The 25,853-nt window shown below is 40.1% G+C and carries 23 protein-coding genes; 9 read left to right on the plus strand and 14 right to left on the minus strand.

Annotated elements, in window-relative coordinates:
- Positions 1-33 precede the first annotated feature (33 nt).
- The 7 genes from HWV58_RS17600 to HWV58_RS17630 all read left to right on the plus strand — a co-directional run bounded on the left by HWV58_RS17600 (position 34) and on the right by HWV58_RS17630 (position 6,454).
- Positions 34-651: a CDP-alcohol phosphatidyltransferase family protein gene (locus HWV58_RS17600; protein WP_235972757.1), complete on the plus strand. Its 618-nt coding sequence runs from the start codon at positions 34-36 to the stop codon at positions 649-651.
- Between the two features lie 81 nt (positions 652-732).
- A complete protein-coding gene (gene dacB / locus HWV58_RS17605; RefSeq protein ID WP_175635346.1) occupies positions 733-2,142 on the plus strand; it encodes a D-alanyl-D-alanine carboxypeptidase/D-alanyl-D-alanine endopeptidase in 1,410 nt (469 codons plus the stop codon).
- 100 nt (positions 2,143-2,242) lie between these two features.
- Entirely contained in the window at positions 2,243-2,764 is a 522-nt protein-coding gene (locus HWV58_RS17610) for a GNAT family N-acetyltransferase (protein ID WP_175635347.1), read from the plus strand.
- Between the two features lie 61 nt (positions 2,765-2,825).
- Positions 2,826-3,674 carry a DUF2911 domain-containing protein gene (locus tag HWV58_RS17615; protein ID WP_175635348.1) on the plus strand — a complete coding sequence of 283 codons (849 nt, stop codon included), beginning with the start codon at positions 2,826-2,828 and terminating at the stop codon, positions 3,672-3,674.
- 267 nt (positions 3,675-3,941) lie between these two features.
- A complete protein-coding gene (gene eno, locus HWV58_RS17620; RefSeq protein WP_175635349.1) occupies positions 3,942-5,237 on the plus strand; it encodes a phosphopyruvate hydratase in 1,296 nt (431 codons plus the stop codon).
- A 190-nt stretch (positions 5,238-5,427) separates the two neighbouring features.
- A complete protein-coding gene (locus HWV58_RS17625; protein ID WP_025145767.1) occupies positions 5,428-5,727 on the plus strand; it encodes an FtsB family cell division protein in 300 nt (99 codons plus the stop codon).
- 112 nt (positions 5,728-5,839) lie between these two features.
- Positions 5,840-6,454 (plus strand): trimeric intracellular cation channel family protein, encoded by a 615-nt coding sequence (locus tag HWV58_RS17630; protein ID WP_175635350.1) that lies wholly within the window; start codon positions 5,840-5,842, stop codon positions 6,452-6,454.
- Between the two features lie 198 nt (positions 6,455-6,652).
- Here the strand turns inward: HWV58_RS17630 and HWV58_RS17635 are convergent, their stop codons facing one another.
- Positions 6,653-8,737, minus strand: a complete 2,085-nt coding sequence (locus HWV58_RS17635) for an ABC transporter permease (protein ID WP_175635351.1) — start codon at positions 8,735-8,737, stop codon at positions 6,653-6,655.
- Positions 8,738-8,999: 262 nt separating this feature from the next.
- On the opposite strand from HWV58_RS17635, the gene HWV58_RS17640 reads away from it, so the two are divergent.
- The gene (locus tag HWV58_RS17640) at positions 9,000-9,686 is read left to right on the plus strand and encodes a L,D-transpeptidase family protein (RefSeq protein WP_235972758.1); all 687 of its coding nucleotides are present in this window, start codon (positions 9,000-9,002) and stop codon (positions 9,684-9,686) included.
- 117 nt (positions 9,687-9,803) lie between these two features.
- Here HWV58_RS17640 and HWV58_RS17645 read toward each other — a convergent pair whose 3' ends face one another.
- From HWV58_RS17645 to sucD, 13 genes are all read right to left on the minus strand, one after another.
- Positions 9,804-10,109: a hypothetical protein gene (locus HWV58_RS17645; RefSeq protein ID WP_175635353.1), complete on the minus strand. Its 306-nt coding sequence runs from the start codon at positions 10,107-10,109 to the stop codon at positions 9,804-9,806.
- 47 nt (positions 10,110-10,156) lie between these two features.
- Entirely contained in the window at positions 10,157-10,900 is a 744-nt protein-coding gene (fabG, locus tag HWV58_RS17650) for a 3-oxoacyl-[acyl-carrier-protein] reductase (RefSeq protein ID WP_175635354.1), read from the minus strand.
- Positions 10,901-10,947: 47 nt separating this feature from the next.
- The gene (locus HWV58_RS24305) at positions 10,948-11,163 is read right to left on the minus strand and encodes a GIY-YIG nuclease family protein (RefSeq protein ID WP_394354256.1); all 216 of its coding nucleotides are present in this window, start codon (positions 11,161-11,163) and stop codon (positions 10,948-10,950) included.
- A gap of 223 nt (positions 11,164-11,386) precedes the next feature.
- Positions 11,387-12,463, minus strand: coding sequence for an agmatine deiminase family protein (locus HWV58_RS17660; protein ID WP_175635355.1), 1,077 nt, complete (start codon positions 12,461-12,463; stop codon positions 11,387-11,389).
- A 123-nt stretch (positions 12,464-12,586) separates the two neighbouring features.
- Complete coding sequence (locus HWV58_RS17665; RefSeq protein WP_175635356.1) at positions 12,587-13,462, minus strand: carbon-nitrogen hydrolase; 876 nt, start codon at positions 13,460-13,462, stop codon at positions 12,587-12,589.
- Positions 13,463-13,856: 394 nt separating this feature from the next.
- Entirely contained in the window at positions 13,857-15,821 is a 1,965-nt protein-coding gene (locus HWV58_RS17670; RefSeq protein ID WP_166207114.1) for an SPFH domain-containing protein, read from the minus strand.
- 387 nt (positions 15,822-16,208) lie between these two features.
- Positions 16,209-16,430: a cysteine-rich CWC family protein gene (locus HWV58_RS17675; protein WP_175635357.1), complete on the minus strand. Its 222-nt coding sequence runs from the start codon at positions 16,428-16,430 to the stop codon at positions 16,209-16,211.
- A 261-nt stretch (positions 16,431-16,691) separates the two neighbouring features.
- Positions 16,692-19,076, minus strand: coding sequence for a ribonucleoside-diphosphate reductase subunit alpha (locus tag HWV58_RS17680; RefSeq protein WP_175635358.1), 2,385 nt, complete (start codon positions 19,074-19,076; stop codon positions 16,692-16,694).
- Positions 19,077-19,238: 162 nt separating this feature from the next.
- Positions 19,239-20,210: a ribonucleoside-diphosphate reductase small subunit gene (locus HWV58_RS17685; protein WP_175635359.1), complete on the minus strand. Its 972-nt coding sequence runs from the start codon at positions 20,208-20,210 to the stop codon at positions 19,239-19,241.
- A gap of 454 nt (positions 20,211-20,664) precedes the next feature.
- Positions 20,665-21,048 (minus strand): septal ring lytic transglycosylase RlpA family protein, encoded by a 384-nt coding sequence (locus HWV58_RS17690; protein ID WP_175635360.1) that lies wholly within the window; start codon positions 21,046-21,048, stop codon positions 20,665-20,667.
- A 194-nt stretch (positions 21,049-21,242) separates the two neighbouring features.
- On the minus strand, positions 21,243-22,799 hold the full coding sequence (locus HWV58_RS17695) for an arylsulfatase (protein WP_175635361.1): 1,557 nt from the start codon (positions 22,797-22,799) through the stop codon (positions 21,243-21,245).
- A 175-nt stretch (positions 22,800-22,974) separates the two neighbouring features.
- Positions 22,975-23,478: a methionine-R-sulfoxide reductase gene (locus HWV58_RS17700; protein ID WP_175635362.1), complete on the minus strand. Its 504-nt coding sequence runs from the start codon at positions 23,476-23,478 to the stop codon at positions 22,975-22,977.
- A 576-nt stretch (positions 23,479-24,054) separates the two neighbouring features.
- On the minus strand, positions 24,055-24,927 hold the full coding sequence (sucD, locus tag HWV58_RS17705) for a succinate--CoA ligase subunit alpha (protein WP_039479954.1): 873 nt from the start codon (positions 24,925-24,927) through the stop codon (positions 24,055-24,057).
- Between the two features lie 325 nt (positions 24,928-25,252).
- Here sucD and HWV58_RS17710 point away from each other — a divergent pair, with 325 nt between their 5' ends.
- A complete protein-coding gene (locus HWV58_RS17710; protein WP_175635363.1) occupies positions 25,253-25,675 on the plus strand; it encodes a cupin domain-containing protein in 423 nt (140 codons plus the stop codon).
- The last annotated feature ends 178 nt before the right edge of the window (positions 25,676-25,853 follow it).

Genomic DNA, 25,853 nt, shown 5'->3' on the forward strand with positions numbered 1-25,853 from the left:
TTTCAGGCCCCGATCAAAAGTCGGGGCTTTTTTATGCACGCTCCATTCATGAAAAATATTCCCATTGCCTTAATTTACTCGCGGCTGTTAATTGGTTTTGCAATTGTTTTGCTCAGTATTTTTCAGGTAACTCATTACGTTGTTCTGGCCATTGTATTATTATCTGTTGGTTTGCTTACCGATGTTTTTGATGGAATTATTGCCCGCAAACTGAATATATCAAGCGAAAAATTAAGGCGACTGGATTCGAGCATCGATCAGGTATTTTTTATTTCGGTTGCCGTAGCCACCTACATCCAATGCCCCGATTTTTTTAAATCCAACCTGGCAAAACTAATTGTTCTGGGTGCTTTTGAGCTTTCAACCTATGTATTAAGCTACATCAAGTTCAAAAAAGAAATTGCTACACACTCTATCGGGGCTAAAATCTGGACCTTAATCCTGTTTGCTACATTGGTCGAAATTATAGTTCACTGCGAATCTGTTGTGCTGTTTGAACTCTGCCTATGGATTGGGCTGGCTACCAGATTAGAGATACTGGCAATTGTGTTTACGCTTAAAAAATGGACCAATGATGTACCCTCTATTTACCATGCGGTAAAACTCAGACAGGGGAAGGAAATTAGACGCAACAAGTTATTTAACGGATAATATTCTGTAAAGATGTTATCATAACAACACTCAACTTTTAATTAGTTTTATCTTTGGCAATCTCCAACAGATAAAATATCTATGCGATTAAAAATATATTCTCTACTCCTTATACTTTTTACCACAAATCTTGTCATTGCCCAAAACAGGATTCAAAACCTCGAAAAGGCTTTCAACAACTTACTAAGCGATGAGCAGGCTAAACATGCCATAACATCACTTTGTGTTTTGGATGCCAATACGGGCAAGACACTATACGCTAAAAATGAGCAGATCGGTTTGGCCACTGCCTCAACACTAAAAACCATTACTGCAGCCACAGCTTTCAGTGTATTAGGAAAAGATTTTCAGTTTCAAACTGCATTGGCCTACACCGGCACCATTACTGCTGACGGGACATTGAAAGGAAACCTGATCATTATCGGAAGTGGCGACCCAACTTTGGGCTCCTGGCGCTACCAAAACAAAGAAAACGCGGTATTAAGCCAATGGGTTTCGGCCATTAAATCGGCTGGCATTAAAAAAATTGAAGGTGCCGTAATTGGCGACGATCGTATTTTTGGCACACAAACTACACCCGAGGGCTGGGTTTGGCAAGATATAGGCAACTATTACGGTGCAGGCACTTCTGGTCTGGCCTGGCGCGAAAATCAATTCGATATCCACCTTAAACCCGGCAGCAGTACCACCGAAGCAGTAAAAATTGTAAAAACTGTTCCGGCCACTCCTCATGTTCAAATTGTAAACGAGCTGAAAACCGGAGCCTCGGGTACAGGCGACAGGAGTTACGCTTTCCTCCCTCCGTTCAGCAATGTAGCTTACCTTCGCGGCAGCTGGGGAATGAGCATTGGCAAAACGGGGATTTCTGTTGCACTCCCCGATCCGGCTTTCGATTGCGCTTACCGTTTGCAAGACACGCTTAAAAGGCTCGGTGTAAACGCCAGTCAGCAAGCAACCACTACCCGCTTAATGGCCTTAAACAATCAACCCATTCCATCAGTAACACAAAAAATAAGCACAGTAACTTCTCCTACCCTGAGCGAAATTACTTATTGGTTTTTAAAGAAAAGCATTAACCTCTATGGCGAAAGTTTATTAAAAACCATTGCCTTAAAATCTGGAAAAGAAGCCAGTACTGCAAAAGGTGCCGAAACCGAAATAGCTTTTTGGGTAAATAAAGGCATCGAAAAGTCGGCGCTTAACATTATTGATGGCAGCGGACTTTCGCCAGGCGACAGGATTACCACAGCAGCCATGGCAAATGTTTTATTCCAGGCACAAAAAGAAAGTTGGTTTGCCGATTATTACAAAGCTTTTCCAGAATATAATGCCATGAAAATTAAAAGCGGTACCATAAACGATGTTTCGGCATTTGCAGGTTACCATACTGATGTAGCCGGAAATAAGTACATTATTGTAATCAATATCAATAATTATAGCGGAAGCGGCATTAATAAAAAGTTATTCAGGGTGTTAGATGAATTGAAATAGTTTATTTAACTTACCATTATGTATTTTGATTATCCGGAATCTGAATCAAATAAAAACAGTCCAGATCCTAATCAAAATTAGGAAAGGCTACGCTTTAATTATGCAAATCACACTCCGTCCTTACCAACCCACTGATGTTGAAAGCCTGGTTAAACATGCTAATAACCTTAACATTTCGAAATACTTAACCAATAAATTCCCCTTTCCTTACGAAAAAAAGGATGGAGAAGCTTTTATTCAACTGGCATTAAGCCATAATCCTTTACAAATTAAAGCCATTGTTGTTAACGGAGAGGTAATCGGATCAATAGGTGTGCACCAGCTGGCCGATATTTATAGCAAAAACGCAGAAATGGGTTACTGGATTGCAGAACCTTATTGGGGAAAAGGGATTATGCTCCTGGCCGTAAAAGAAATGCTAAACTATGGTTTTGCAACCTTTGATATCGACCGGATTTTTGCCCGTACTTCCCACACCAATCTGGCCTCCCAACAGGTACTGCAAAAAGCAGGTTTTATTTTTGAAGCAGAACTAAAATCAACCATTTTTAAATACGGTGAGTATTTCGATGAACGCATTTTTGGCTTTCGCAAACACCAGCTTGCAGCACTAAACTGTTAAAAGATTTTGCTAAAACCGAAGCTTTATCCGTAAATTAGTAAAAACCAAAAACAACAAAACCATGAAATTATTTAACAAATCTGTAGCACTGCTGATTGTGCTATTGGGCCTTGCCAGTTTAACAAATGCCCAGGGCTTAAAAATACCACAACCAAGCAGCGGCCAAACCATTACGCAGGATTTTGGATTAGGCAAAATAACCTTAACCTATTCTCGTCCAAATGTTAAAGGCCGCAAAATTTTTGGCGGTATGGAACCTTTGGGTGTAGTTTGGCGTACAGGTGCCAATGCAGCTACGCGGATTAAATTTACCGAAGATGTTAAAATTGAAGGCAAAGATTTAGCAGCCGGTGAATATGGCCTGTTCAGTGTCCCTGGTGAAAAAGAGTGGACCATTATTTTCAATAAAACAGGTAACCAGTGGGGAGCTTATGAGTATAAAGAAAGTGACGATGTATTGCGTGTTACCGTACCAACCAAAGCTTTAAAAGAAAAGGTTGAAACACTTACCATGCAATTTAGCGATGTTACCGAAACTGCTGCCAAATTAAACTTAATGTGGGAGAAAAGTGCCTTTACGGTTAATATGACAACTGCTATTGATGAAAAAGTAATGTCCAATATTGCCGAAGCCATGAAAGGTGAAAAGAAACCTTATTTTGCTGCCGCACAATACTACTACCAAAATGGTAAAGATCTAAAAACAGCTTTAGAATGGATGACAGAAGCAGAAAAATCTGACCCTAAAGCACCATGGTTTAAGCTATGGAAAGGCCGTATCCAGTTAAAAATGGGCGATAAAGCCGGCGCAACTGCATCTGCACAGCAAGGTATTGAGGCTGCAAAAGCACAAAAAATTGATGAATATATTCGTTTAAACACAGAATTGTTGGGTCAGGCAAAAAAATAATAAGTCGTCATTTCGACCGCAGTGGAGAAATCTATGTAAGATCACTTTATAGATCTCTCCATTCCACTGCGTTTCAGTCGAGATGACGTTGCTTTTAATAACCCATATTAACTTAAAATTAACCGTTCATTAATTTGAACAACTCCCCTAACATTAACGCTCAAAACGCTTTATTTATTTAAAAATTATACTAACTTTGATGTTGCGCTTAGTAATTGTACTTTGTACACTAAGCAGGTTAAGAAATCAACAAAAAATTAAAATAAAATGAGCATAATTGTTAATGTCCATGCGAGACAAATCCTCGATTCAAGGGGAAATCCAACAGTAGAAGTAGAAGTTGCAACGGAAGCAGGTGCATTTGGCCGTGCTGCAGTACCAAGTGGTGCATCAACCGGACAATATGAAGCTGTTGAATTACGCGATGGAGATAAATCTACATATTTAGGTAAAGGCGTTTTAAAAGCAGTTGAAAATGTAAATACTAAAATTGCTGATGCATTAAGAGGTGTTGATGTTTTTGAACAAAACGCAATTGACAAACTTATGTTAGACCTTGATGGTACCGAAAACAAAGGTAACTTAGGTGCTAATGCTATTTTAGGTGTTTCTTTAGCTGTAGCCAAAGCTGCTGCTGATGAAATTGGCCAACCTTTATACCGTTATATTGGCGGTGTAAATGCAAACACTTTACCTATCCCGATGATGAACATCATCAATGGCGGTTCTCACTCTGATGCGCCTATCGCATTCCAGGAGTTTATGATTATGCCTGTTGGTGCTCCATCTTTCTCTGAAGCATTACGTTGGGGAACTGAAGTTTTCCATAGCTTGAAAAAAATTCTTCACGATAGAGGTTTATCTACTGCTGTAGGTGATGAAGGTGGTTTTGCACCAACTTTCGATGGTACTGAAGATGCAATTGAAACAGTATTAAAAGCAATCGAAACTGCAGGTTACAAACCAGGTTCACAAATTTGTTTAGCTTTAGATTGTGCTTCATCTGAGTTTTACAAAGATGGTAAATACGACTATACTAAATTTGAAGGTGCTACCGGTGTGATTCGTACCAGCGAAGAGCAGGCACAATACTTAGCAGATTTATCGGCTAAATATCCAATTATCTCTATCGAAGATGGTATGGACGAAAACGACTGGACTGGCTGGAAAAGCTTAACTGATAAAGTTGGCGACCGCGTTCAATTGGTTGGTGATGATTTATTTGTAACTAACGTAACCCGTTTACAACGTGGTATCGACGAAGCTACTGCTAACTCTATCTTAGTAAAAGTTAACCAAATTGGTTCTTTAACTGAAACCATCAACGCAGTAACTTTAGCACAAAACAGTGGTTATACTTCGGTAATGAGTCACCGTTCTGGCGAAACTGAAGATGTTACAATTGCTGATTTAGCTGTTGCATTAAACTGCGGACAGATTAAAACCGGTTCGGCTTCACGTTCGGACAGGATTGCAAAATACAATCAATTATTACGTATTGAAGAAGAATTAGGTGAAAACGCACGTTTCATCGGTTCAAAATTCAAATACGCTAAAAAATAATCCATTATCCTTGCGGCAGGTTTAAACCCGCCGCAAGGATGTAACGATGTTAATAAGTTGAAAAACTTATTTGTGAAACATCCGGAGATTTTAAATCTTCGGATGTTTTTATTTTAATACTATATTTGCTTTGCAAACCTTACAGGTTTTTGAAACCTGCAAGGTTTAAATAACGGTTTTCGAGAAAATTATGAAACGTTTAATAGACCTTTTCCGCAATAAATATTTCCTTGCAACGGTTGCCTTTGCGATGTGGATGCTGTTTTTCGACAAGAACGACATGATGTCTCAATACGAATACCGCAGCCAGGCCAATAAATTACAGGAAGAAAAAGAATATTTCGAGAAAGAAACCGCCCAGGTTAAAAAGGATTTAAACGAGCTGAACACCAATTTAAATACCGCCGAAAAATTTGCCCGCGAAAAATACTTCATGAAAAAAGACAATGAAGATGTTTTTGTGATTATCCAGGAAGAAAAGAAGGATTAGTTTGCAGTTGACAGTTGTCAATTCACAGTTAACAGTTCAGCAATATAGCCATAAAACAATTCCTCAATAACCAATCTTCCAAATTACAACTGGTAACGTTTCAACTTAGGTCATGCTCCACATCCTCTACATCATTGCCATTACAGCCGAAGCCATGACAGCGGCACTTTCTGCCGGCAGACGCGATATGGATTGGGTTGGTGTTTGTATTATTGCCTGGGTTACTGCTTTAGGTGGCGGTACCGTTAGAAATGTATTATTTGGCCATTACCCAATGAGCTGGGTTGAGCATCCCGAATATTTAGTGATTACTGCAGCCGCAGCTTTACTGGCAGCTTTTATCGCTTCGATCATGACTAAACTTAAAAAGTTATTCCTCTATCTCGATGCTTTGGGATTGGTGGTATTTACCATCATAGGCTGTCAGGTAGCACAAGAAATTCACCTACCTTATTTAATTGTATTATTTAGCGGTATGATAACCGGTTGCGCAGGTGGCGTGCTCCGCGATGTGCTTTGTAATGAAGTTCCTTTCCTTTTCCGTAAAGAGATTTACGCTAGCGCAGCCATTGTTACCGGTGCCGTGTATATCGGTGTTGAACATTTTCATGGTTCTGAAATGCTGGCTACCATTTTAGCTGCACTTGTTGGTTTAACGTTGAGGCTGCTATCAATTCGCTACGAATGGCACATGCCTAAATTCGTTTACCGCGATGAGTGGCACTAGGTAATGGAAAATGGACGAGGTATTATGGAAGATGGACATCGGTTGAGTCGGATGGGTTACCCCAGCACCTTCCACTATATCCTAATGCTTCAGTGATTCATTAAAATAAACTATCAGTCAGATGGTAACATCTGACTTCACGAGAAAACCCACATCTTCCATTTTACATCCTTACATCATCCATTTTACAAGTTTACCTCACAGCTCCCCATTACGTTTTCTCAAAAACCACTCGGTGCCCAGTAAGATTAAAACCAGGCCGAACAACCATTTCATGTTAATCAGTTCGTTGTACTTACGGTCTTCGTAACTAATGGTTTTGATATTTTCATTTTTAAGAATTTCATCAGCTATTTTCAGCAGATTGGCAGGCATAAATAGTTTCCCGTTACTTTGCTTAGCTATGGTATTCAATAGCTGGTGGTTGGCCGTAGTTTGCTGATATTCGGCTATTAACGCATTGACATAAAAACTACCTGTAGCATTGAATTTCTTTCCGCCTAGTGTTGTATTGGCCACATACGAATAGTTTCCGGCGGGCATGGTACCAGCATCGAGCTGATATGCATTTTCAGTTTTAGAAAAGGCATAATTGAAAACTTTACCTGTTTCGTTCTTAACCTGCAAATTCACTTCAGGCTCGTTCACGGCCTGGTAACTGTCGTTATAAAGTGTGGCATTAAACTGGATACTTTCGTTCTCATCATAAGCGGCTTTAGAGGTGAACACTTTAAACCTGCGTTTATCATCTTTAACCGAAAGGTATTGAACGGTTTTGGAGATCAAGTCATTTAAAACCGACTGCGGGGCTTCATTTTCGGCTTCCGAAAGTTTCCAGCGCCATAGCCCCTCTCCCATCAAATAACCAGCTTTTAATCCGTTCTCGTTTGTAAAAAACAACAAAGGCTGCTGCGTACTTACTTTACCAATTCGCTGGTTAAATACGGATGTGGCACCTGCATTAACAGTTAGCCGGCCAAATGGACTAAGCAATGGATCGAAAGTAGAGAATTGTTTCTGATCGGCTGCTGTTAGGTTAAAACTTGTAAAACCATTGGCAAAATCGGGATAAACTTCCTGCACCGAACCATTGGCCGAGCCCAGGTTAACCTGACTTTGAAGCTGGTTAAACGCAGTGATATTACTTTGCCCGCCTAAGATATACCAAATGGGTTTCTTTACCAGTTTGAGCTTTTGTAAAAAGCCTGTTGACAGGTTCTGTACATCGGGCAACTGATACAGTACGATTAAATCGAATTTAGAAGGGTCTGTGGCACTTAAATCGTCGGCAAGCGCCAGTTTAGCCTCATAGTGTTTATTGAGCGAAATAGCCTCCTTTAAAACACCCAGGTCGGGATGTGGGGCAGCGGCTGCCAGCAATACTTTTTGCCTGCCATCAATCACCTCCACATAAAAACTCTGACTGTTATTCCGGGTAGTCATTTCGTTAGGCAAGCTTGCCAGCTGCACAGTATATTTTTGCACCCCGATTTTACCCGCATGTAATTTAACCGGAATCGTTTTCACAAAGGAATTTCCGCTGATCGCGAGGTTTTGCTGCTCTATTTTGCTTCCATTCTGAGCTACCGTTAAGCTGGTGTTTTCGCCATTGCTCTGAAAAGCCTGCACCTGAACTTCGACCGTAAAATCATCATCCAGATAAACAATATTGTTGTAATTCACATTTGAGATCAACACATCGCGTTTCGGAACGCTATCGCCCAGTGCAACCGTATAAACCGGCGCATTGATTTGGTTAATGCTATACAGTGGATTGCCACCATGGTTAAAAATACCATCTGTAGCCAAAATAACAGCACCTATGTTACGGTTGGTATACTCGTCTTGCACCTTACGAAAAAACGCTGCAGCATCGGTTAATTTGCCCTGATTTTTGAAATCTAAACCATCGGCAGCCTGATCTGAAAAGTGATAGCTTTTTACTTCATACTTATCCGATAGTTTATCCTGCAATGCTTTCAGGTTTTGCTCATACTGTTTTTCATCAAAACCGGCAGCTTTAACCTGCCCTACCGATAGCGAATTATCTTGTCCGATGATGATTACGGGTTTATCGAGCGTATAATTCAAGGTTTTAATTAATGGAGCAAACAAAAGCCAGGCAATAGCCGTAACCACCAAAATCCTTAATACTGATAGCAGGTATTGAAGCTTTTTATCCAGGTTTTTATTGTTTCTATACAGTAACCAGGCATACAAGATGCCTAATGCCAAACAACCGAGAAAGGATAAAACAGAAGTACCGGAAAAAAAGCTATTCATATTGCATAAAGATGGTAAATTTGATGAAATTTTCAAGTGTTTTAACTGCAAAGCCAACGAAGAAATTACGCTATAACAGCAAAGCTTATTAGCTTAACAACAATAAAACCACTAAGACACTAAGCAAACAAAGTTAATTCATTGCCTTTACATCCATCTCGTATTTTTCTATGTATCCTTTAGTTAATTCATTAGCTTTATCCAGCAATCAAAATTTATGAGATTAATCTATTTTACCCTTCTCTTGTTTATAGTTACAAATATGCAAGCACAAACCCTGGCTAGTAAGCAGTTAACTTTCGAACGTGTAAAAAAAGCCTACAATGAAAAATGGACTGGCTTAAGAACAGACCTTGTAGCCAAAAAAATTGGTCATAGTCCATTTATGATTATTAACGCCTACAAAGCTGAAGGTAAGCTGGAAATCTGGTTAAAAAATGGTAGCGATAAAGTTTATCAATTGTTTAAAACTTACGACTTCTGTGAACATTCGGGAACGCTTGGACCAAAAGTAATTGAGGGTGACGGGCAAACCCCTGAAGGTTTTTATTACATCAATGTTTTCAACCCAATGAGCAATTTTCATTTGTCTTTGGGCATAAATTACCCCAACAGTGTAGATAATTTCAGAACCGGGAAAGACAGGAAAACAGGTGGCGATATTTACATCCACGGCAGTTGTGTAACGGTTGGCTGCATACCCTTAACCGATGAAAAGATCAAAGAAGTTTACCTATTGGCCATGTTCTCATCGGATTTAAAAAGCAAAAAGGTTCCAGTTAATATCTATCCTTTCAAAATGACAGACCAAAACATGAAAAAATATTCAGCCGAATTTCCGACGCAGGTTACCTTCTGGAAATCATTACAACCGGTTTTTCTAGCTTTCGAACAAAATAAAACCCAGCCAAATGTTAATGAGGTTAAAGGTGAATATCTCTTAAAATAACAAAAGAAGTCAAGTTTAATTGCTAGTGTGCTATAAAACCTGACTTCTTTAATGTTATGGCACTCGAAAGCCCCCTTAGCTACCCCCTTACTCATTCTGCCACTAAAAATTTGAATGTTATTTCTTTTTAGCAGACTGTTTTCTTTGATAAAAAAGCAAGCCTGCGAGAGGAACAGCAAAAAGAATTATGATGTCGATAACACAGCTAAAAAAATTGAAGCTATGACGAGTTGCTGGCTCAGGAAATCGCTTTCCACCTAAATACTGATAAAAAGCAAAAGGAAAACCAATCACAATATTTCCATCGGCTGCACTGTTGAATGATGCTGTAATGCCAAGTACTAAGATCAAAACACAGGTACTGAGTACAATTATTTTCCTAAACATCATCACCATTTTAAATAAAAAAATCTGCCAGAACATTCAGTCGCTGGCAGATTTTTACTTTTATCTTTATGCTTTCAGCTTAATTACAACATCCCTCCGCAAACCGATAGAGTTTGTCCGGTTACGTAAGCACTCATATCAGAAGCCAGGAATACGCAAACATTGGCAATATCTTCAGTTTCGCCGGCACGTTTCAAAGGAATATCTTTTTCCCAGCCTTCGACTACTTTAGGGTCTAAAACCTCAGTCATTTCGGTACGGATAAAACCCGGAGCTACTACATTGGCGCGGATATTTCTTGAGCCCAATTCTTTAGCTACTGATTTGGTAAAACCAATAATACCAGCTTTAGAAGCCGCATAATTGGCCTGACCAGCATTACCTGTTACACCAACAACCGAACTCATATTAATGAAAACACCTTTACGCGCTTTCATCATCACTTTAGAAGCCGCTTTAGTTACGTTGAAGATCGATTTTAAGTTGATGTTGATTACATCATCCCAGTTCTCTTCACTCATGCGCATTAACAAGCCATCTTTGGTAATACCAGCATTGTTTACTACAATATCGATTGTACCAAATTCAGCCACGATATCATTGATCAACTGCTCAGCCTCATTAAATTTAGAAGCATCAGAGCGGTAACCTTTAACTTTGGTGCCAAAGCTTTGCAATTCCTGCTCTAAAGCCTGACCCTTTTCTACTGATGATAAATAGGTGAATGCTACATTAGCACCTTGCCCTGCAAATTTTTCCGCTATTTTACGGCCAATTCCTTTTGATGCGCCGGTAATTAATGCTGTTTTTCCTTCTAGTAATTTCATTTATTATTTATAGTTTGTCAGTCTGAGCCTGTCGAAGACTCAATCTGTTATTTATTTTTGTTGTTTGACAGCCTAACAATCTCTTCCCAGTTTTCGCTAAACAAGGCTTCTTTTTTCTTTCTACTCCATCCTTTCACCTGCTTTTCAAAATCTATAGCATCTTCAATCCGATCAAACCTGTGGTAATATTTTAAAACTACCGGTGTTCTTGAAAAGATATAGGCAAGCACATTTTCGCCATCGTTATGCTGTGCCAGTCTAATCTCTAAATTTTGTTACGCCAACATAATAACTTTTATCTGCGCATTCCAAAATGTAGACAAAATAATTGCGTACTGTCGCCATAAAAGAACTTTACAAAATAAAGTTACTAAAATATTCCTCACTAAAGTTGTCATTTTGAGTTTAGTCAAACATAGCGAAATCCTTCGACAGGCTCAGGATGACAATCGCAAGAATAAAAACTCCGAACTACCAACTCCAGGCTTAAACAGCCGGTTCCTGCTGGCTGAGGCAATGGAAACTACCCAAACCCCAAATAATATCTACCGAGTTGATACCAATCACCTTGCGGTCAGGAAAACAACCCTGAATAATATCCAAAGCTTTTTGGTCATTCACATCGTCAAAAACCGGAACAACTACCGCTGCATTGGCAATGTAAAAGTTTGCATAAGATGCCGGTAAGCGGGTATCGTCATAAATCACCGGTGACGGCATTGGCAGTTCAACAATGTTTAATGCGCGACCATCTTTCAGTTTCATTGCTTTTAAAGCCTCCAGGTTTTCCTGTAAAAGCACGTAGTTTTCATCCAAAGGATTACTTTCCACAACGGTTAAAACCGTATCCTCGTTTACGAAACGGGTTATGTCGTCAATGTGGCCATCGGTATCATCGCCTACAATGCCATCTCCTAACCATAAAACCTGCTCCTGACCATAATATTCCAGCAAATATTGTTCTATCTGCTCCATAGTTAGGTGTGGATTGCGGTTTTCGTTGAGCAGGCAGGCTGTAGTGGTTAAAACCGTACCTGCGCCATTAAATTCTACCGAACCACCTTCCATTACAATATCCGGAAGAAATAAGGGTAACTCGAAATGTTTGGCAATTTTAGTAGGTACTACATCATCCATATCAAATGGTGGGTATTTACCACCCCAGGCATTGTAGCCCCAATCTACCACAGCCTTTTCATTTCCTTTCAACACAAATGCAGGGCCATGATCACGGCACCAGGCATCGTTAGTTTCGTTAAAATAAAATTCTATCTGTGTTAAATCGGCATCCACTTTTTTAAGTTCAGCGGTCGCAAAAGCTTTCATTTCTTCATCTTTTACATTGATCCGAACCTTTTCGCCTTCGGCAACAGCTTTAATAAACTGGCAATAAGGTGCATAAATGGTTTCGATTTTTCCGGGCCATGAAGCCTCTTTATGCGGCCAGCTTAACCAGGTAGCCTCATGTTTAGCCCATTCGGCAGGGAATGAATAACCTTGCTGCTTTGGTGAATAATCGAATTGATTAATATTTAGTTCTTTTCTTGGCGGAAAGTTTGACATTCGTGTAGTCTTATAATTTAAAGGTATTGCATTAGATGGTCGTCATCTCGACTGAAGCATAGCGGAATGGAGAGATCTTTAATAGATTTCCTGGCTTTATGCTTTGGTCTTTAAGCTTTCAGCTTAATCCCCATCAAGATATCTCTTCGTAATCGGTTGATACGAATCGATTCTTCTGTCTCTTAAAAAAGGCCAGTGTTTACGGAAAAAGTCTGATTGCGTTAAATCCAGTTCCACGACCTCGGTTTCTTCCTGATCGTGAGAAGCTAGATAAAGTAAACGACCTTGTGCATTAGTAGCAAAACTACCACCCCAGAATTTCATGGCACCATCCTGCTCAAAACCTACACGGTTTACACTCACTACCGGAACACCATTGGCCACCGCATGAGAGCGCTGAATAGTTTGCCATGCATTGTATTGGTCCTTGTTGGTTTCTTCATCCTGATCAGTAGCCCAACCAATTGCAGTTGGATAAAACATGATATCGGCTCCCATTAATGCTGTGATACGCGATGCTTCCGGATACCACTGATCCCAACAGATTAAAATTCCGATTTTAGCAAATTTGGTTTGGAAAACCTTGTAACCTAAATCACCAGGGGTAAAGTAAAATTTCTCGTAATAAGCCGGATCATCAGGAATGTGCATTTTACGGTATTTACCTAAATACGAACCGTCGGCATCTAAAACTGCAGTAGTGTTATGATACAAGCCTTCAGCACGTTTTTCGAACAGGGAAGCAATAATTACTACACCCAGTTCTTTTGCAACTACCTGTAAGGCATCTGTTGATGGACCCGGAATGGTTTCTGCCAGATCAAAATTATCATAGTCTTCAACATCGCAGAAATACAACGAAGTGAAAAGCTCTTGCAAACACACAATTTGTGCACCTTTTGCAGCGGCTTCCCTTACTTTCGTAATTGCTTTATCTAAATTTTCCTGCTTATCTTTAGTACAGGTCATCTGCACCAGACCAACTTTTACCTTCTTCATTTTTTAAAATTATTGGATGAGAGAATGATTGAATGAATACTTCGCAGTCTCATTCAGTCATTCAAAATTCTATCATTCTAAATCGGCTGCAAAGTTACTAAAAAGGTTTAAGGTATACAGGTAGCGCATGTAAGGTTTGTATAAAATTACGAGAAAAGCAAAGGTTGTATTTCGAATGATCGTTAGTTAACTATCAAAAGAAATCCGTCTCGACCGAAACGCAGTAGAGCAGAGAGATGTGCCTCGAGATGGATTTAGCTTCGCTGAGCACTTCATGGTTCTCGGCTGCGTTGCACTTCGCTCGAAATGGCGATAATACAGGATAAGAATAACCAACAACAAAATAAAAAAGCCCCAACTTACGCTGAGGCCTTCCATTCTAATTTACAACCACTTAAGGATTAATATTATCCCTTTTAGGTTTCGTCTTGGTTTCCACAATTTCGGCAACCGCAACCACTTCCTTGCGTTTTTCTGGGTCCATTAACTCCATCAGTTTAAGCCCTAATAGACCATCCATGGCCGAACCTCCGGCATTTGCATTTCCACCAATTAATACATCAGGGATCAGTTTTACATTACCTTTTGATAGCTCTTCGGTAATTTTGTAACGGGTGAAGTTTTCTCCGCCCAAAGCCTTAACCGCAAGCTCATAAGCCTCCGCTGTTGATTTACCCACGGCTAAAATTTTACCTGCTTCGGCACTACCGGTTAACGAAATTTGTTCTGCTTCTGCCGATGCACGCAACTTAATCGCTTCCGAATCGGCCTGAGCCCTTGCTTTCGTGGCTTCGGCTTCAGCATGTGCGCGCATTTTGGTCGCCTCAGCCTCGGCGCCTACTGCCAGTTTTACCCCTGCTGCATCACCTTCCGATTTTTTAACCGTAGCACTTGCAGTACGCTCGGCAATTTCAACACTTTGCTGTGCTTTTACAATATCCTTCTGCATATCGGCAATAGCGGTTTCTTTTTCCATCCCCTGACGTGTTTCCTGTGCCTGCTTTTGCGTTTCGTAAGTCACTTTTTGCTCTTCTGCAATTTTACGGTCGGTTAAGGTTTTCATTAACGACTCTGGTGGCACAATGTCACCAATCAAAGTATCAACCGCGTTTACATTGTACTCATCAAGCACCTTGCGGATATGTTCTTTGGCCGATTCCTGACGTTCCTTACGCGTACTTAGGAAAGCAATTACATCACTTCCCTGCGCCGAGTTGCGGAAATAGTTACCAATAGTAGGTTCCAATACCTGCGAAACCAGGTTAACCATATTACCAAAACGGGCAATTACTTTTGGGGCTTCTGTTGTTGGTACGTGGATAATCTGCGCCACATCCAGGTTAAAAGGGAAACCATCTCTCGAACGCACAGTAATGGTTGACAGATTTTTATCAAGGTTATGCGCCTCACTGCGTGCCGATGCCCAGTTTAACACCAAATTGGTAGTTGGCACCAGTTCTACCTTCATAATGTATTTGTTAATCGGGTATTTTCCCGGGCCAAGCGGTTCTAACCAAACTCCTTTCGATCCCTTGCCCACAATATTACCGTGTTTAAAGTCTGCTCCGGTTAAATCGTTCCCATCGGTACCAATAAACGAAATAACTACGCCAACATAACCTATGGCAATTTCGGTCATTGGGATTTCTTCCAGCTGAATAGCCCAGGGATTGAGGTTATAAGAACCTGCTAAAATTACCTGCGGCTGCAAACCACGATTACCGCCCTGTTTAATAAAGGCATCAAAATCCTGGAAATTATTGTGTCCTTCTACCAGTTTACCCGCAATCTGGTTGGCTTCGATCGGTAAACCATCCAGTGTAGTTACAATGCCTACCATACTTTCCTGAATGCGAATCATATCAGTAACCGAAACCTGAAACAACATGGTATTGATACGGTACGAACCAGAAGTGATATAGGATGTTTGCCGGCCTCGCTGACCGCCATTTTCGAGAAACTTAACCGCATCCTGAAAATTATCAGACTCTACTTTCTGCCCCAGGATATTCCCTGTTGGGATCTCAGCCCCATCTTTGGCCATAATAAGTCCGATTTTACCTTCGGGGATAACGGTAAACTGCTCCATGGTTACGCTGTATTGCCAAAACCACATCCCGAAATATAATCCCGGTGCCAGGGTTTTTCCCTGAAAACCAGCTTCGCCTTTAATGGCGATAATGCGCCCATCGGGCAGCTCCCGATCCGATCCAAAGAGCACGAATTTTTTGGTAATTAACCCGATTCTGTCTTCGGGTACGATGACCATCCCGAATAGGAAACGTAAAATATATTTGTATAAAACTAAGCACAACAGTGCCACTAAAACCCACCAGTAATTTGAAATGAGCGATTCCATAATTTATATGATTTTTATTGTTTTTTATGCCTAATAAACCATTTATTAAGCATGCTATTGACAACAAATCATGTGCATTGTTACCAGATTTAACACTTATTTTTAAGAAATTTTTAATTGCTTTTAAGGCCTCAAAGAAGCCTTCAGGAACACGATCTCAGAAGCACAAACTGCAGATGACATTTTTAGGATTCTTGCACCTGAATGTTTATAAACGGTTAAAAACAGGTATTTTTGTTTGACTGAATATTCGCGAAAATTTTAATTGTACTACTTACAATTAATGAAACACAGCCGTCCTTTTTTTGACCTATCTGAATTGACCAGATTGGAGTATACCCATATCAGATTTGTTTATTTCTGTACGAAGGGCAGGAAAGCAATAGATTAAGCGCCTATTTCTTCACGGTATTCCTGTTGTAATTCAAACAGGCATTTGGCACATAAACAACCATCATACAGCTCAGAGATATGCTGCACTTCGTTTATGCTGAGTTGTACTACGCTACACTGACATTTGGTGTAAGCATTGGCCTTACACTCAATAGCCGATCCGCATCTTTCGCAGGGAATGATTTCGTGTTTGGCGTTATGGATGTGTGCAGACATTTTTAAGGGTTCATTGGTTGTTAGTTCATTGTTCACTGGTCATTAGTCATTAGTGAAATCGCTATAGGCATTTTGCAAAACCAATGAACCAAGGCCCAAATGTACTCTTGAACTAAAAGCAAAAGTAAGGACAAAAAATAAGGTTTTGAGCATTTGCCCAAAACCTTACGATATTATTAGATTCGTCATACTGAACTTGTTTCAGGATCTACATCATTGTAGAGATGCTGAAATAAATTCAGCATGACGACTGAGAGAGGCTTAACCTGAACAGCTAATGCAACCTTCTTCCATCGAACAAACTGGTCCGTCGATGATTTCTTCTGCAACCTGATCTTGTGTCATTTCAGCAGGGATAACCGCTTCGATAGCTTTACCACCCTGATTCTCTACCGTGAACTTAACAGCTTGAGAAGCAGCCTGAGTACGTAGATAGTACATACCGGTTTTCAAACCTTTCTCCCATGCATAGAAGTGCATTGAAGTTAATTTTGAAGTGTTCGGTGCATTTACGAACAGGTTTAACGATTGCGACTGGCAGATATAGGCACCACGGTCGGCAGCCATATCGATGATGTTACGCATCTTAATTTCCCAAACAGTTTTGTATAGTTCTTTAATGTAATCAGGAATTGATGGAATTGCCTGGATTGAACCGTTGGCCAAAATGATCTGATTTTTCATATCATTATTCCACAAACCTAATGCTACTAAATCCTTCAATAAGTGTTTGTTTACTACCACGAACTCTCCACTCAATACACGACGGGTGTAAATGTTTGAAGTATATGGTTCAAAACACTCGTTGTTACCTAAAATCTGCGAAGTAGATGCAGTTGGCATTGGAGCAACCAATAAAGAGTTGTACACACCATCTTTAACTACTTTTTTGCGCAATGCATCCCAATCCCAACGGCCGCTATCTGGTGTTACATTCCACAAATCGAACTGGAATTTACCTTTTGATAATGGCGAACCTTTAAATGTTTGGTAAGGACCGTGTTTCACAGCTAAATCGTGCGAAGCCGACATCGAAGCAAAATAAATCGTTTCGAAGATATCTTTATTCAAACGTTTAGCCTCATCACTTTCGAAAGGTAAACGCAATAAGATAAAGGCATCAGCTAACCCTTGTACACCTAAACCAACGGGACGATGGCGCATGTTAGAGTTTTCAGCTTCCTGAACAGGGTAATAGTTATGATCGATGATCTTGTTCAGGTTTAAAGTAGCCTGATAAGTTACATCGTATAATTTTTGGTGATCGAAAGCACCGTTGATTACGAAACGAGGCAATGCCAGTGAAGCTAGGTTACAAACTGCAACTTCATCTTTAGACGTATACTCGATAATTTCGGTACACAGGTTAGAACTCTTAATGGTACCTAAGTTTTGTTGGTTAGATTTGCTGTTCGCTGCATCTTTAAACAACATATAAGGTGTACCGGTTTCAATCTGCGAATCTAAAATAGCAAACCAAAGCTCTTGTGCCTTAACGGTTCTGCGGCCACGGCCTTCTGCTTCGTATTTAGCATATAATTCTTCGAATTCTTTACCAAAACAATCTGCTAAACCTGGTGCTTCGTGCGGGCAGAACAAGGTCCAGTCGCCATTGTCTTTAACACGTTGCATAAACAAATCGTTGATCCAAAGGGCATAGAATAAATCGCGCGCACGCATTTCTTCTTTACCGTGGTTTTTACGAAGGTCTAAGAATTCGAAAACATCAGCATGCCAAGGCTCTAAATAGATTGCGAAAGCACCTTTACGTTTACCTCCACCCTGATCTACATAACGCGCAGTATCGTTAAATACGCGTAACATTGGGATAATACCATTACTTGTACCGTTTGTACCGCCAATATATGAACCGGTTGCACGGATGTTGTGGATGCTTAAACCAATACCACCAGCGCTTTGCGAAATCTTAGCGGTTTGCTTTAAAGTATCGTAAATACCCTCGATACTGTCATCCTGCATGGTTAACAAGAAGCATGACGACATTTGAGGTTTTGGTGTAGCCGCGTTGAATAAGGTTGGTGTAGCATGTGTAAACCAACGCTCGCTCATTAGGTTATAGGTTTTAATTGCGCTTTCGATATCTTCTTTGTGGATACCAACAGAAACACGCATGAACAAATGCTGAGGGCGCTCAACAATCTGACCATTAACTTTTAAAAGGTAAGATTTTTCTAAAGTTTTAAAACCGAAATAATCGAAGCCGAAATCGCGGTCGTAAATGATAGAACTATCTAAAATATCCTTGTTTTTTTCAATAATCTCATAAACATCATCAGCGATAAGAGGTGCCTCTTTCTGCGCTTTCGGGTCGAAATATTCGTACAACATTTTCATCGTACCCGAGAATGATTTAGTAGTGTTTTTATGCAGGTTAGAAACCGCGATACGCGAGGCTAACAAAGCATAATCAGGGTGTTTTGTAGTTAACGATGCGGCTGTTTCTGCAGCAAGGTTATCCAACTCCGAGGTAGTTACCCCATCGTATAAACCTTCGATTACCTTTTTGGCAACATCGATCGGATCTACAAGATCTGAATTTAAACCATAGCAAAGTTTTTGAATACGTGCTGTGATTTTGTCAAATTGCACCGGCTCTTTCCGGCCATCTCTTTTTAGTACGAACATATTTTATGAGATTTAAGTTTTGTTACTGAGTGAATGAGTGAGTTTCGAATGAGAGAATATTAATTACCCCTCCTTACTCCCACCACAATTCATTATTTTATTTATTTCAATTGATGAACGGAGCATTCACCCATTCCATCATTCTCTAATTCAAAATTCTACCTAGAAGTCTTCATCTAAAGAAAACGCCTGTGCTTTGTTATCGGCAGCGGTCAATACACCACTTTTCTGATAATCGCCAACACGTTTTTCAAAGAAGTTGGTTTTACCCTGCAACGAAATCATTTCCATAAAATCGAAAGGATTGGTTGAGTTGTATATTTTTTTGTAACCTAATTCCTGTAACCATCTATCGGCTACAAACTCGATATACTGGCTCATTAATTTTGCATTCATACCAATTAAGGCAACTGGCAATGCATCGGTAATAAATTCTTTTTCAATTTCTACAGCATCGCTGATAATAGAGTGAACTTGTTCTTCGCTCAATTTGTTGCTCAACATGCTGTACAATAGGCACGCAAATTCGCAATGAGAACCTTCATCTCTCGAGATCAGCTCGTTACTGAAAGTTAAGCCCGGCATTAAACCACGTTTCTTTAACCAGAAGATCGAGCAGAAACTTCCGCTGAAGAAAATACCTTCAACAGCAGCAAAAGCTACCAAACGCTCGGCAAAAGTTCCGTTATCAATCCAGCGTAATGCCCATTCTGCTTTTCTTTTTACTGCCGGAACAGTATCGATAGCGTGGAATAAACGGTCTTTTTCTTCCGGATCTTTAATATAAGTATCGATTAACAGCGCATAGGTTTCGGCATGGATGTTTTCCATCATGATCTGAAAACCATAAAAACAACGTGCTTCAGGCAATTGAACCTCACTCATGAAGTTTACCGCAAGGTTTTCGTTTACAATACCATCACTAGCAGAAAAGAAAGCAAGAATATGAGAAATGAAATGTCTTTCGCCATCATTTAAATTATCCCAGTGTTTCTGGTCGTCAGAAAGATCAATCTCTTCTGCTGTCCAAAAACTAGCTTCGGTCTTTTTATACATTTCCCAGATTGCCGGATATTTAATCGGCAAAAGCACAAATCTGTCTTTGTTTTCTTGTAGTAATAATTCCTGTTCCATACGCTGATGTTTTTAAATCTAATTTTTAACAGAGCCGACGAAGACACGCATCCATCAATTTTATATGATGATTGTAATGTCTTTTATCAAAACGCTGTAGTGAAAGTGCTAACCCTATTACCTGACAAACAACTGGGTTTTTAGTTCGGAAAATTTAAAATTGCAATCTGAGAGATATACGCATAAATTACTAAAAACTAAGCTTTTATATTTGTTTTCAAGTGCAAGAAGTTAAAGAACTTTGTTATAACAAATATATATACGGTGGCCCTTTTTAGTGAACCAAAGTTGTTAACACCCTACCCGATTGCTGGGGAAAAACGATCAGCCCAATATCATTTTCAAGCCAAAAAAAAGCTAATTGTTTCTTTTAAAGGGTTTAACAAACAAAAAAGAGTGTTAATAACTTAAATTTGAGGGGTGTTTTAAGCCAGAAATAGAGCTAAAAAGAGTACTATTCAACAGTGTAACTGAGGTTAACTTTAGCAATACCTTTGCGATAAATACCAATCTGTTTAGCAGCCCTTTCTGATAAATCGATAGCCAGTCTTTTAGAGAAAGGACCACGATCGTTCACCTTCACAACTACCGATTTTCCGTTAACCGGATTGGTTACGGTAACCAGTGTACCAAATGGAAGTGTGCGGTGTGCGGCGGTGAGTTTTTTTGACCGGTAACGGGCTCCGCTCGTGGTGCGGTGGCCTTCAAATTTTCTGTGGTAATAAGTGGCGAGAACTGTTTTTTTAATACTGTCCGTTTCATTTACTGATGACGCGGAATCTTGTGCATTACTGTGTAAAAACAAGAACAAACTACTTAATAACAGAAGATACTTCATAGGCTAAAATTCTTTATCGAGCCCGCAAATATAAGCATTTAGTTTAAAATGAAGCTGTTAATTGGCCTTTCACCTGCAAATGATTAGCTGTTAACCGAAATACCAGACCAGGATTACGGGTACAAAATCGCTGCCTAACACTGCGCTAAGTACGATTTTAAGCTGTCGAAAAAACCTTGGTCTGGTGCAGTAATTTATTTCATTTCGCGCTCCAAAACCGGAATTAAAAAGCGTGATAAGGCCGGAGTCCGGTGTTCCTGCTTACTGATTTTAATCATTTTTTCGACAATATCCGGATGTTTAGCAGCCAGGTCATTTTCTTCTTTGATATCGTTCTCCAGATTGTACAAAGCCCACTTCGCATTGCCCTTGAGCATATTTAATCGTAGCCCTTTCCAATTGCCCAAACGGATAGCCTGCTGACCACCATATTCAGGATATTCGAAATACAAATACGGATGGGTATTTTTCTGCTGCTGTCCCAGTAAAGTTGGCAAAATGCTGATCCCGTCAACATCCTTTGGCATGTTTAAACCAAGCAGATCGCAAAAAGTAGGCATCATATCCATGGTGGAGGCAATCAGATCGCTTGTGCTACCGGATTTTACTTTACCAGGCCACGAAACAATAAAGGGCTCCCTGATGCCGCCTTCGCGCACAAAACCTTTGCCCCAGCCATAACTGCCGTTAAAGGGACCGGCACTCTTAAAAAATGCCGGATCAACGCCCGCATTAAATGCTACACCATTATCGGCCGAAAATAAAATGATGGTATTATCGTAAACGCCTTTTGTTTTCAGCTCCTTAACTAATTCGCCCACCTGCCTGTCAAGTAAGGTAATCATGGCTGCATAGGTGGCTCGGGGATAGCGACAAGGAAAATAAGAGCCATCGCCCAAAAATGGTTTTTCATCGCCAAATTTCTGATGGTAATAGGCTACCAGATCTTTAGGTGCCTGCAAAGAAACATGTGGTAAAGGTGTTGGATAATACAGGAAAAAGGGCTTGGCAGCATTTTTATCTATAAATTTTAAAGCTGCTTTGACCAAAAAGTCGGGAGCATAATCTTTCTGTGCATATTGCTCATAGTTTTTCTCATCTAAACTATCCAATCCTTTAGGAAAAGTGACCGTAGGTGCCTGTATTTTGTTGTCTAAAGGGATCCGGTTTTCATTTTCCCACAGGTGACCGCTGTAATAGGTATGATCTTGCCGCTGGCAGATATAGCCGTAAAAATAATCGAAGCCTTGTTGTGTAGGAAAACCAGTAGTAAAAGGTGCACCAAGTCCCCATTTACCCACCATACCCGTAGTGTAACCCGCACTTTTAAGCACTTCAGCTAAGGTAACGGTTGAATCGGGTATTGGATATTGCCCTTCCAAATAAGGATTTTCTTCCATGGCCTTAAAATCCCATACAGGTCCGCGCTCACCCCATTCGTGGTTGCCGCGAATAAAAGCTTTACCCGAATTTTGGCCGGTCATTAGAATATAACGCGATGGCGCACATACAGGATAAGCATAATGCTGGGTAAATTTCATGCCGCGTTTGGCTAAAGCATCCAGATTGGGAGTTTCGATTTTGTCCTGCCCGTAACAACCCAACTCACCGTAACCCATATCATCGGCAAGTATATAAACGATGTTTGGTTTTGCCAGTTTTGGCTGAGTAGTTTTTTTAACTGCTTTTTGGGCAAATGCCGAACAAAAGACAAATAAGATGAGGGTTAATAATAAAATTTGGCGTTTCATTAATCCTGATTTTTGGGTGTACATTGGTTAGTACCACTAAAATAAGGCATTCGGCAGATACTTGTGTCCAGGAAAGAACGCGCAAACGATTGACCATTTGAATTATTACAAAAAGCCATAAAAAAAGGTGTACAGCTTATGCCGTACACCTCTACCTAACCCTACTATACCCACCTTATTTCTTATCGGGCACGAAATTCATGGAAATCGAATTTACGCAATGACGGGTGTCTTTATTGGTAAAGCCTTCTCCTAAAAATACGTGACCTAAGTGTGCGCCACAATTGGCACAAACAATTTCTGTACGCGATCCGTCCGCATCAGGAATGCGCTTTACAGCACCTTTAATTTCATCGTCGAATGCTGGCCAGCCGCAGTGCGCATCGAACTTGCTTTCTGAGCGATACAAGGCCGCATTGCAGCGCTTGCAGGTATAGGTTCCTTTATCTGTGGTATGCTCGTATTTGCCCGTTCCCGGATATTCAGTGCCTTTATTTACAATTATTCTTTCTTCTTCGGGTGTTAATGGATTCCAGTTCATTTTTTTCTTGGCTATAATTTGTGCTGTTTCCTTTGGCTGTTTTGCTTCTTTCTTATCCTGTTTTTGTGCGCAGGCCGAAAGCCCTGTAATTAAAACAACAGCCGAAACTAAAAATAGTTTATTTAACATCGTTCTCATGTTACAATATACGTTAAAGCTATAGGTTTTGGTTTGCTGTTTCAACAGTTTGTATTAGTGTTTACTTCACCCTGACAAAGCTTGTGGTGATGTGCCTGCTTACATTATTAACCACCTTAGACACCTTAGTAAACCTGAGACTTGAATTAAAAACTAAAGGCCAACAAAAAGCCTTATTATTCTTATGCCTCTCTCTGTGTACTCGGTGGTTAAATAATATCAAACCTAAAACTTTTCATATTTTGTGGTTAAAATTAAGCACGAACTAAAAAGTGTCTGCGTTCTTTGTAATAGCTCAAACTTTGCATGCTTTGCCTAAGTTCATTGCGGCCTTTGCGGTAAAACTGACAAGACTTATGGTGACATGCCCATTTAAATTATTTACCACCTAAGACACCTAAGTACACCTGAGTGTTGATAAAAAACCTCTGTGTTCATCCTGTTCTCTCTGTAAACTCGGCGGTTAAAAGCAAGTAACAACCCAAACTTTGCATGCTTTGCGGTAAAAAACAAGCGATAAACAAAAAGCGCTCCGAACCTAATCGAAACGCTTTTCTTTATGTAAATTTAAAAATCTTACTTCGCTAATTCTTCTGCCATTGCAGCACCGATTTCAGCAGGACTTTCTACTACACGGATACCACATTCAGCCATAATTTTCATTTTAGCAGCAGCAGTATCATCAGCACCACCAACAATAGCACCAGCGTGACCCATTCTACGTCCCGGAGGCGCAGTTTGACCAGCGATGAAACCAACAACAGGTTTAGTACCGTGTTCTTTGATCCAACGTGCAGCTTCAGCTTCCATTCCACCACCAATTTCACCAATCATGATGATACCGTGAGTTTCTGGGTCGTTCATTAATAATTTAACAGCCTCAACGGTTGGTGTTCCGATAATCGGATCGCCACCAATACCAATAGCTGTAGTAATCCCTAAACCAGCTTTTACAACCTGATCTACGGCTTCATAAGTTAAAGTTCCTGATTTAGAAACCACACCTACATTACCTTTTTTGAAGATAAAACCTGGCATGATACCAATTTTAGCCTCATCAGCAGTGATAATACCAGGACAGTTAGGGCCAATCAAAGTAACATCACGGTCGGCAATATATTCTTTTACCTGAATCATATCCTTAGTTGGGATACCTTCAGTAATACAAACAATTACTTTAATACCACCTTCGGCAGCTTCCATAATCGCATCAGCAGCAAAAGCAGGTGGCACGAAAATGATCGATACATTTGCTCCCGTTTTATCAACGGCATCTTTAACAGTATTAAAAACAGGCTTATCTAAATGTAATTGCCCACCTTTGCCAGGCGTTACACCACCAACTACGTTTGTACCATACGCCAACATCTGTTCTGCGTGGTAAGTTCCTTCGTTTCCGGTAAAACCCTGAACGATAACCTTAGAATCTTTATTTACTAAAACGCTCATGTATCAATTTTTTTTGTGCAAAGCTAATATTATTGACTGGAAAGTCAAACCGAAAAGCATATTATTTGCCCCGTTTTTTCAGGAAAATGTAAGGAATTGGTTTATGGCTACTGGAACCCCGCTTTCGCTTTATCTAGATGAATCGGGATGCCCGCTCCTATCACCCGCCTTAACGAACGTGCAGAAGTTTATTTAACATAATTTGTTACTTTTGGATAGAGAGTAAGCGGAAAGACCGAAGCGGAAAGCTGAAAGACTAAAGCGAAAAGACCAAAGCTGAAAGACTAAAGCTTAAAGCTGATAACCAGATATAAAAACGAACCACATGAGAAACTTTGCATTAGCAGTATTATTTTTTACATTCTTTATTTCTACCGCCGCTAAGGCACAAACAGCCGATACTACGAAATACATTTTGCAAAATGATGTTGAAGTAGCCAAAACCGAACCGGGTACACACAATGGTGGTGGCGAAACCATCGGTTTTAATTTCTTTGCCCAGGCCAAAAACCTGAAAACCATTTTCAGAAAGCGCATTTTAAAACCGGGTTCTTCTATCGGTTACCACCTGCAGAAAGAGGATGAAATTTATTACGTCATCAGTGGTAACGGTAAAATGAAAATGAATGGTAAGGTTTTCTCTGTTAAACAGGGTGATGCCATTTTAACCCGGCCGGGCAGCTCGCATGGTATTGAGCCTGATGCGGGTAATGACCTGATTATCCTAATTGCTTATGAGAAGAAATAATAGTCTCCTGGCAGTTTACAATTTCCAGTTAATTTTCAAGTCGGGATTACAAATTAGGAGTGTTCGAAACCTTACGGCCCTCTAAAGACCAGATCTGGATTACCCCCACAGGCGATAACTATCTGAATGGTAACCATGTCATCTAGTTCCATTGAGATTCGTCTTTTTGCTGTTTTAT

The sequence above is a fragment of the Pedobacter ghigonis genome (genome assembly GCF_903166585.1).
Taxonomy (GTDB): Bacteria; Bacteroidota; Bacteroidia; order Sphingobacteriales; family Sphingobacteriaceae; genus Pedobacter; species Pedobacter ghigonis.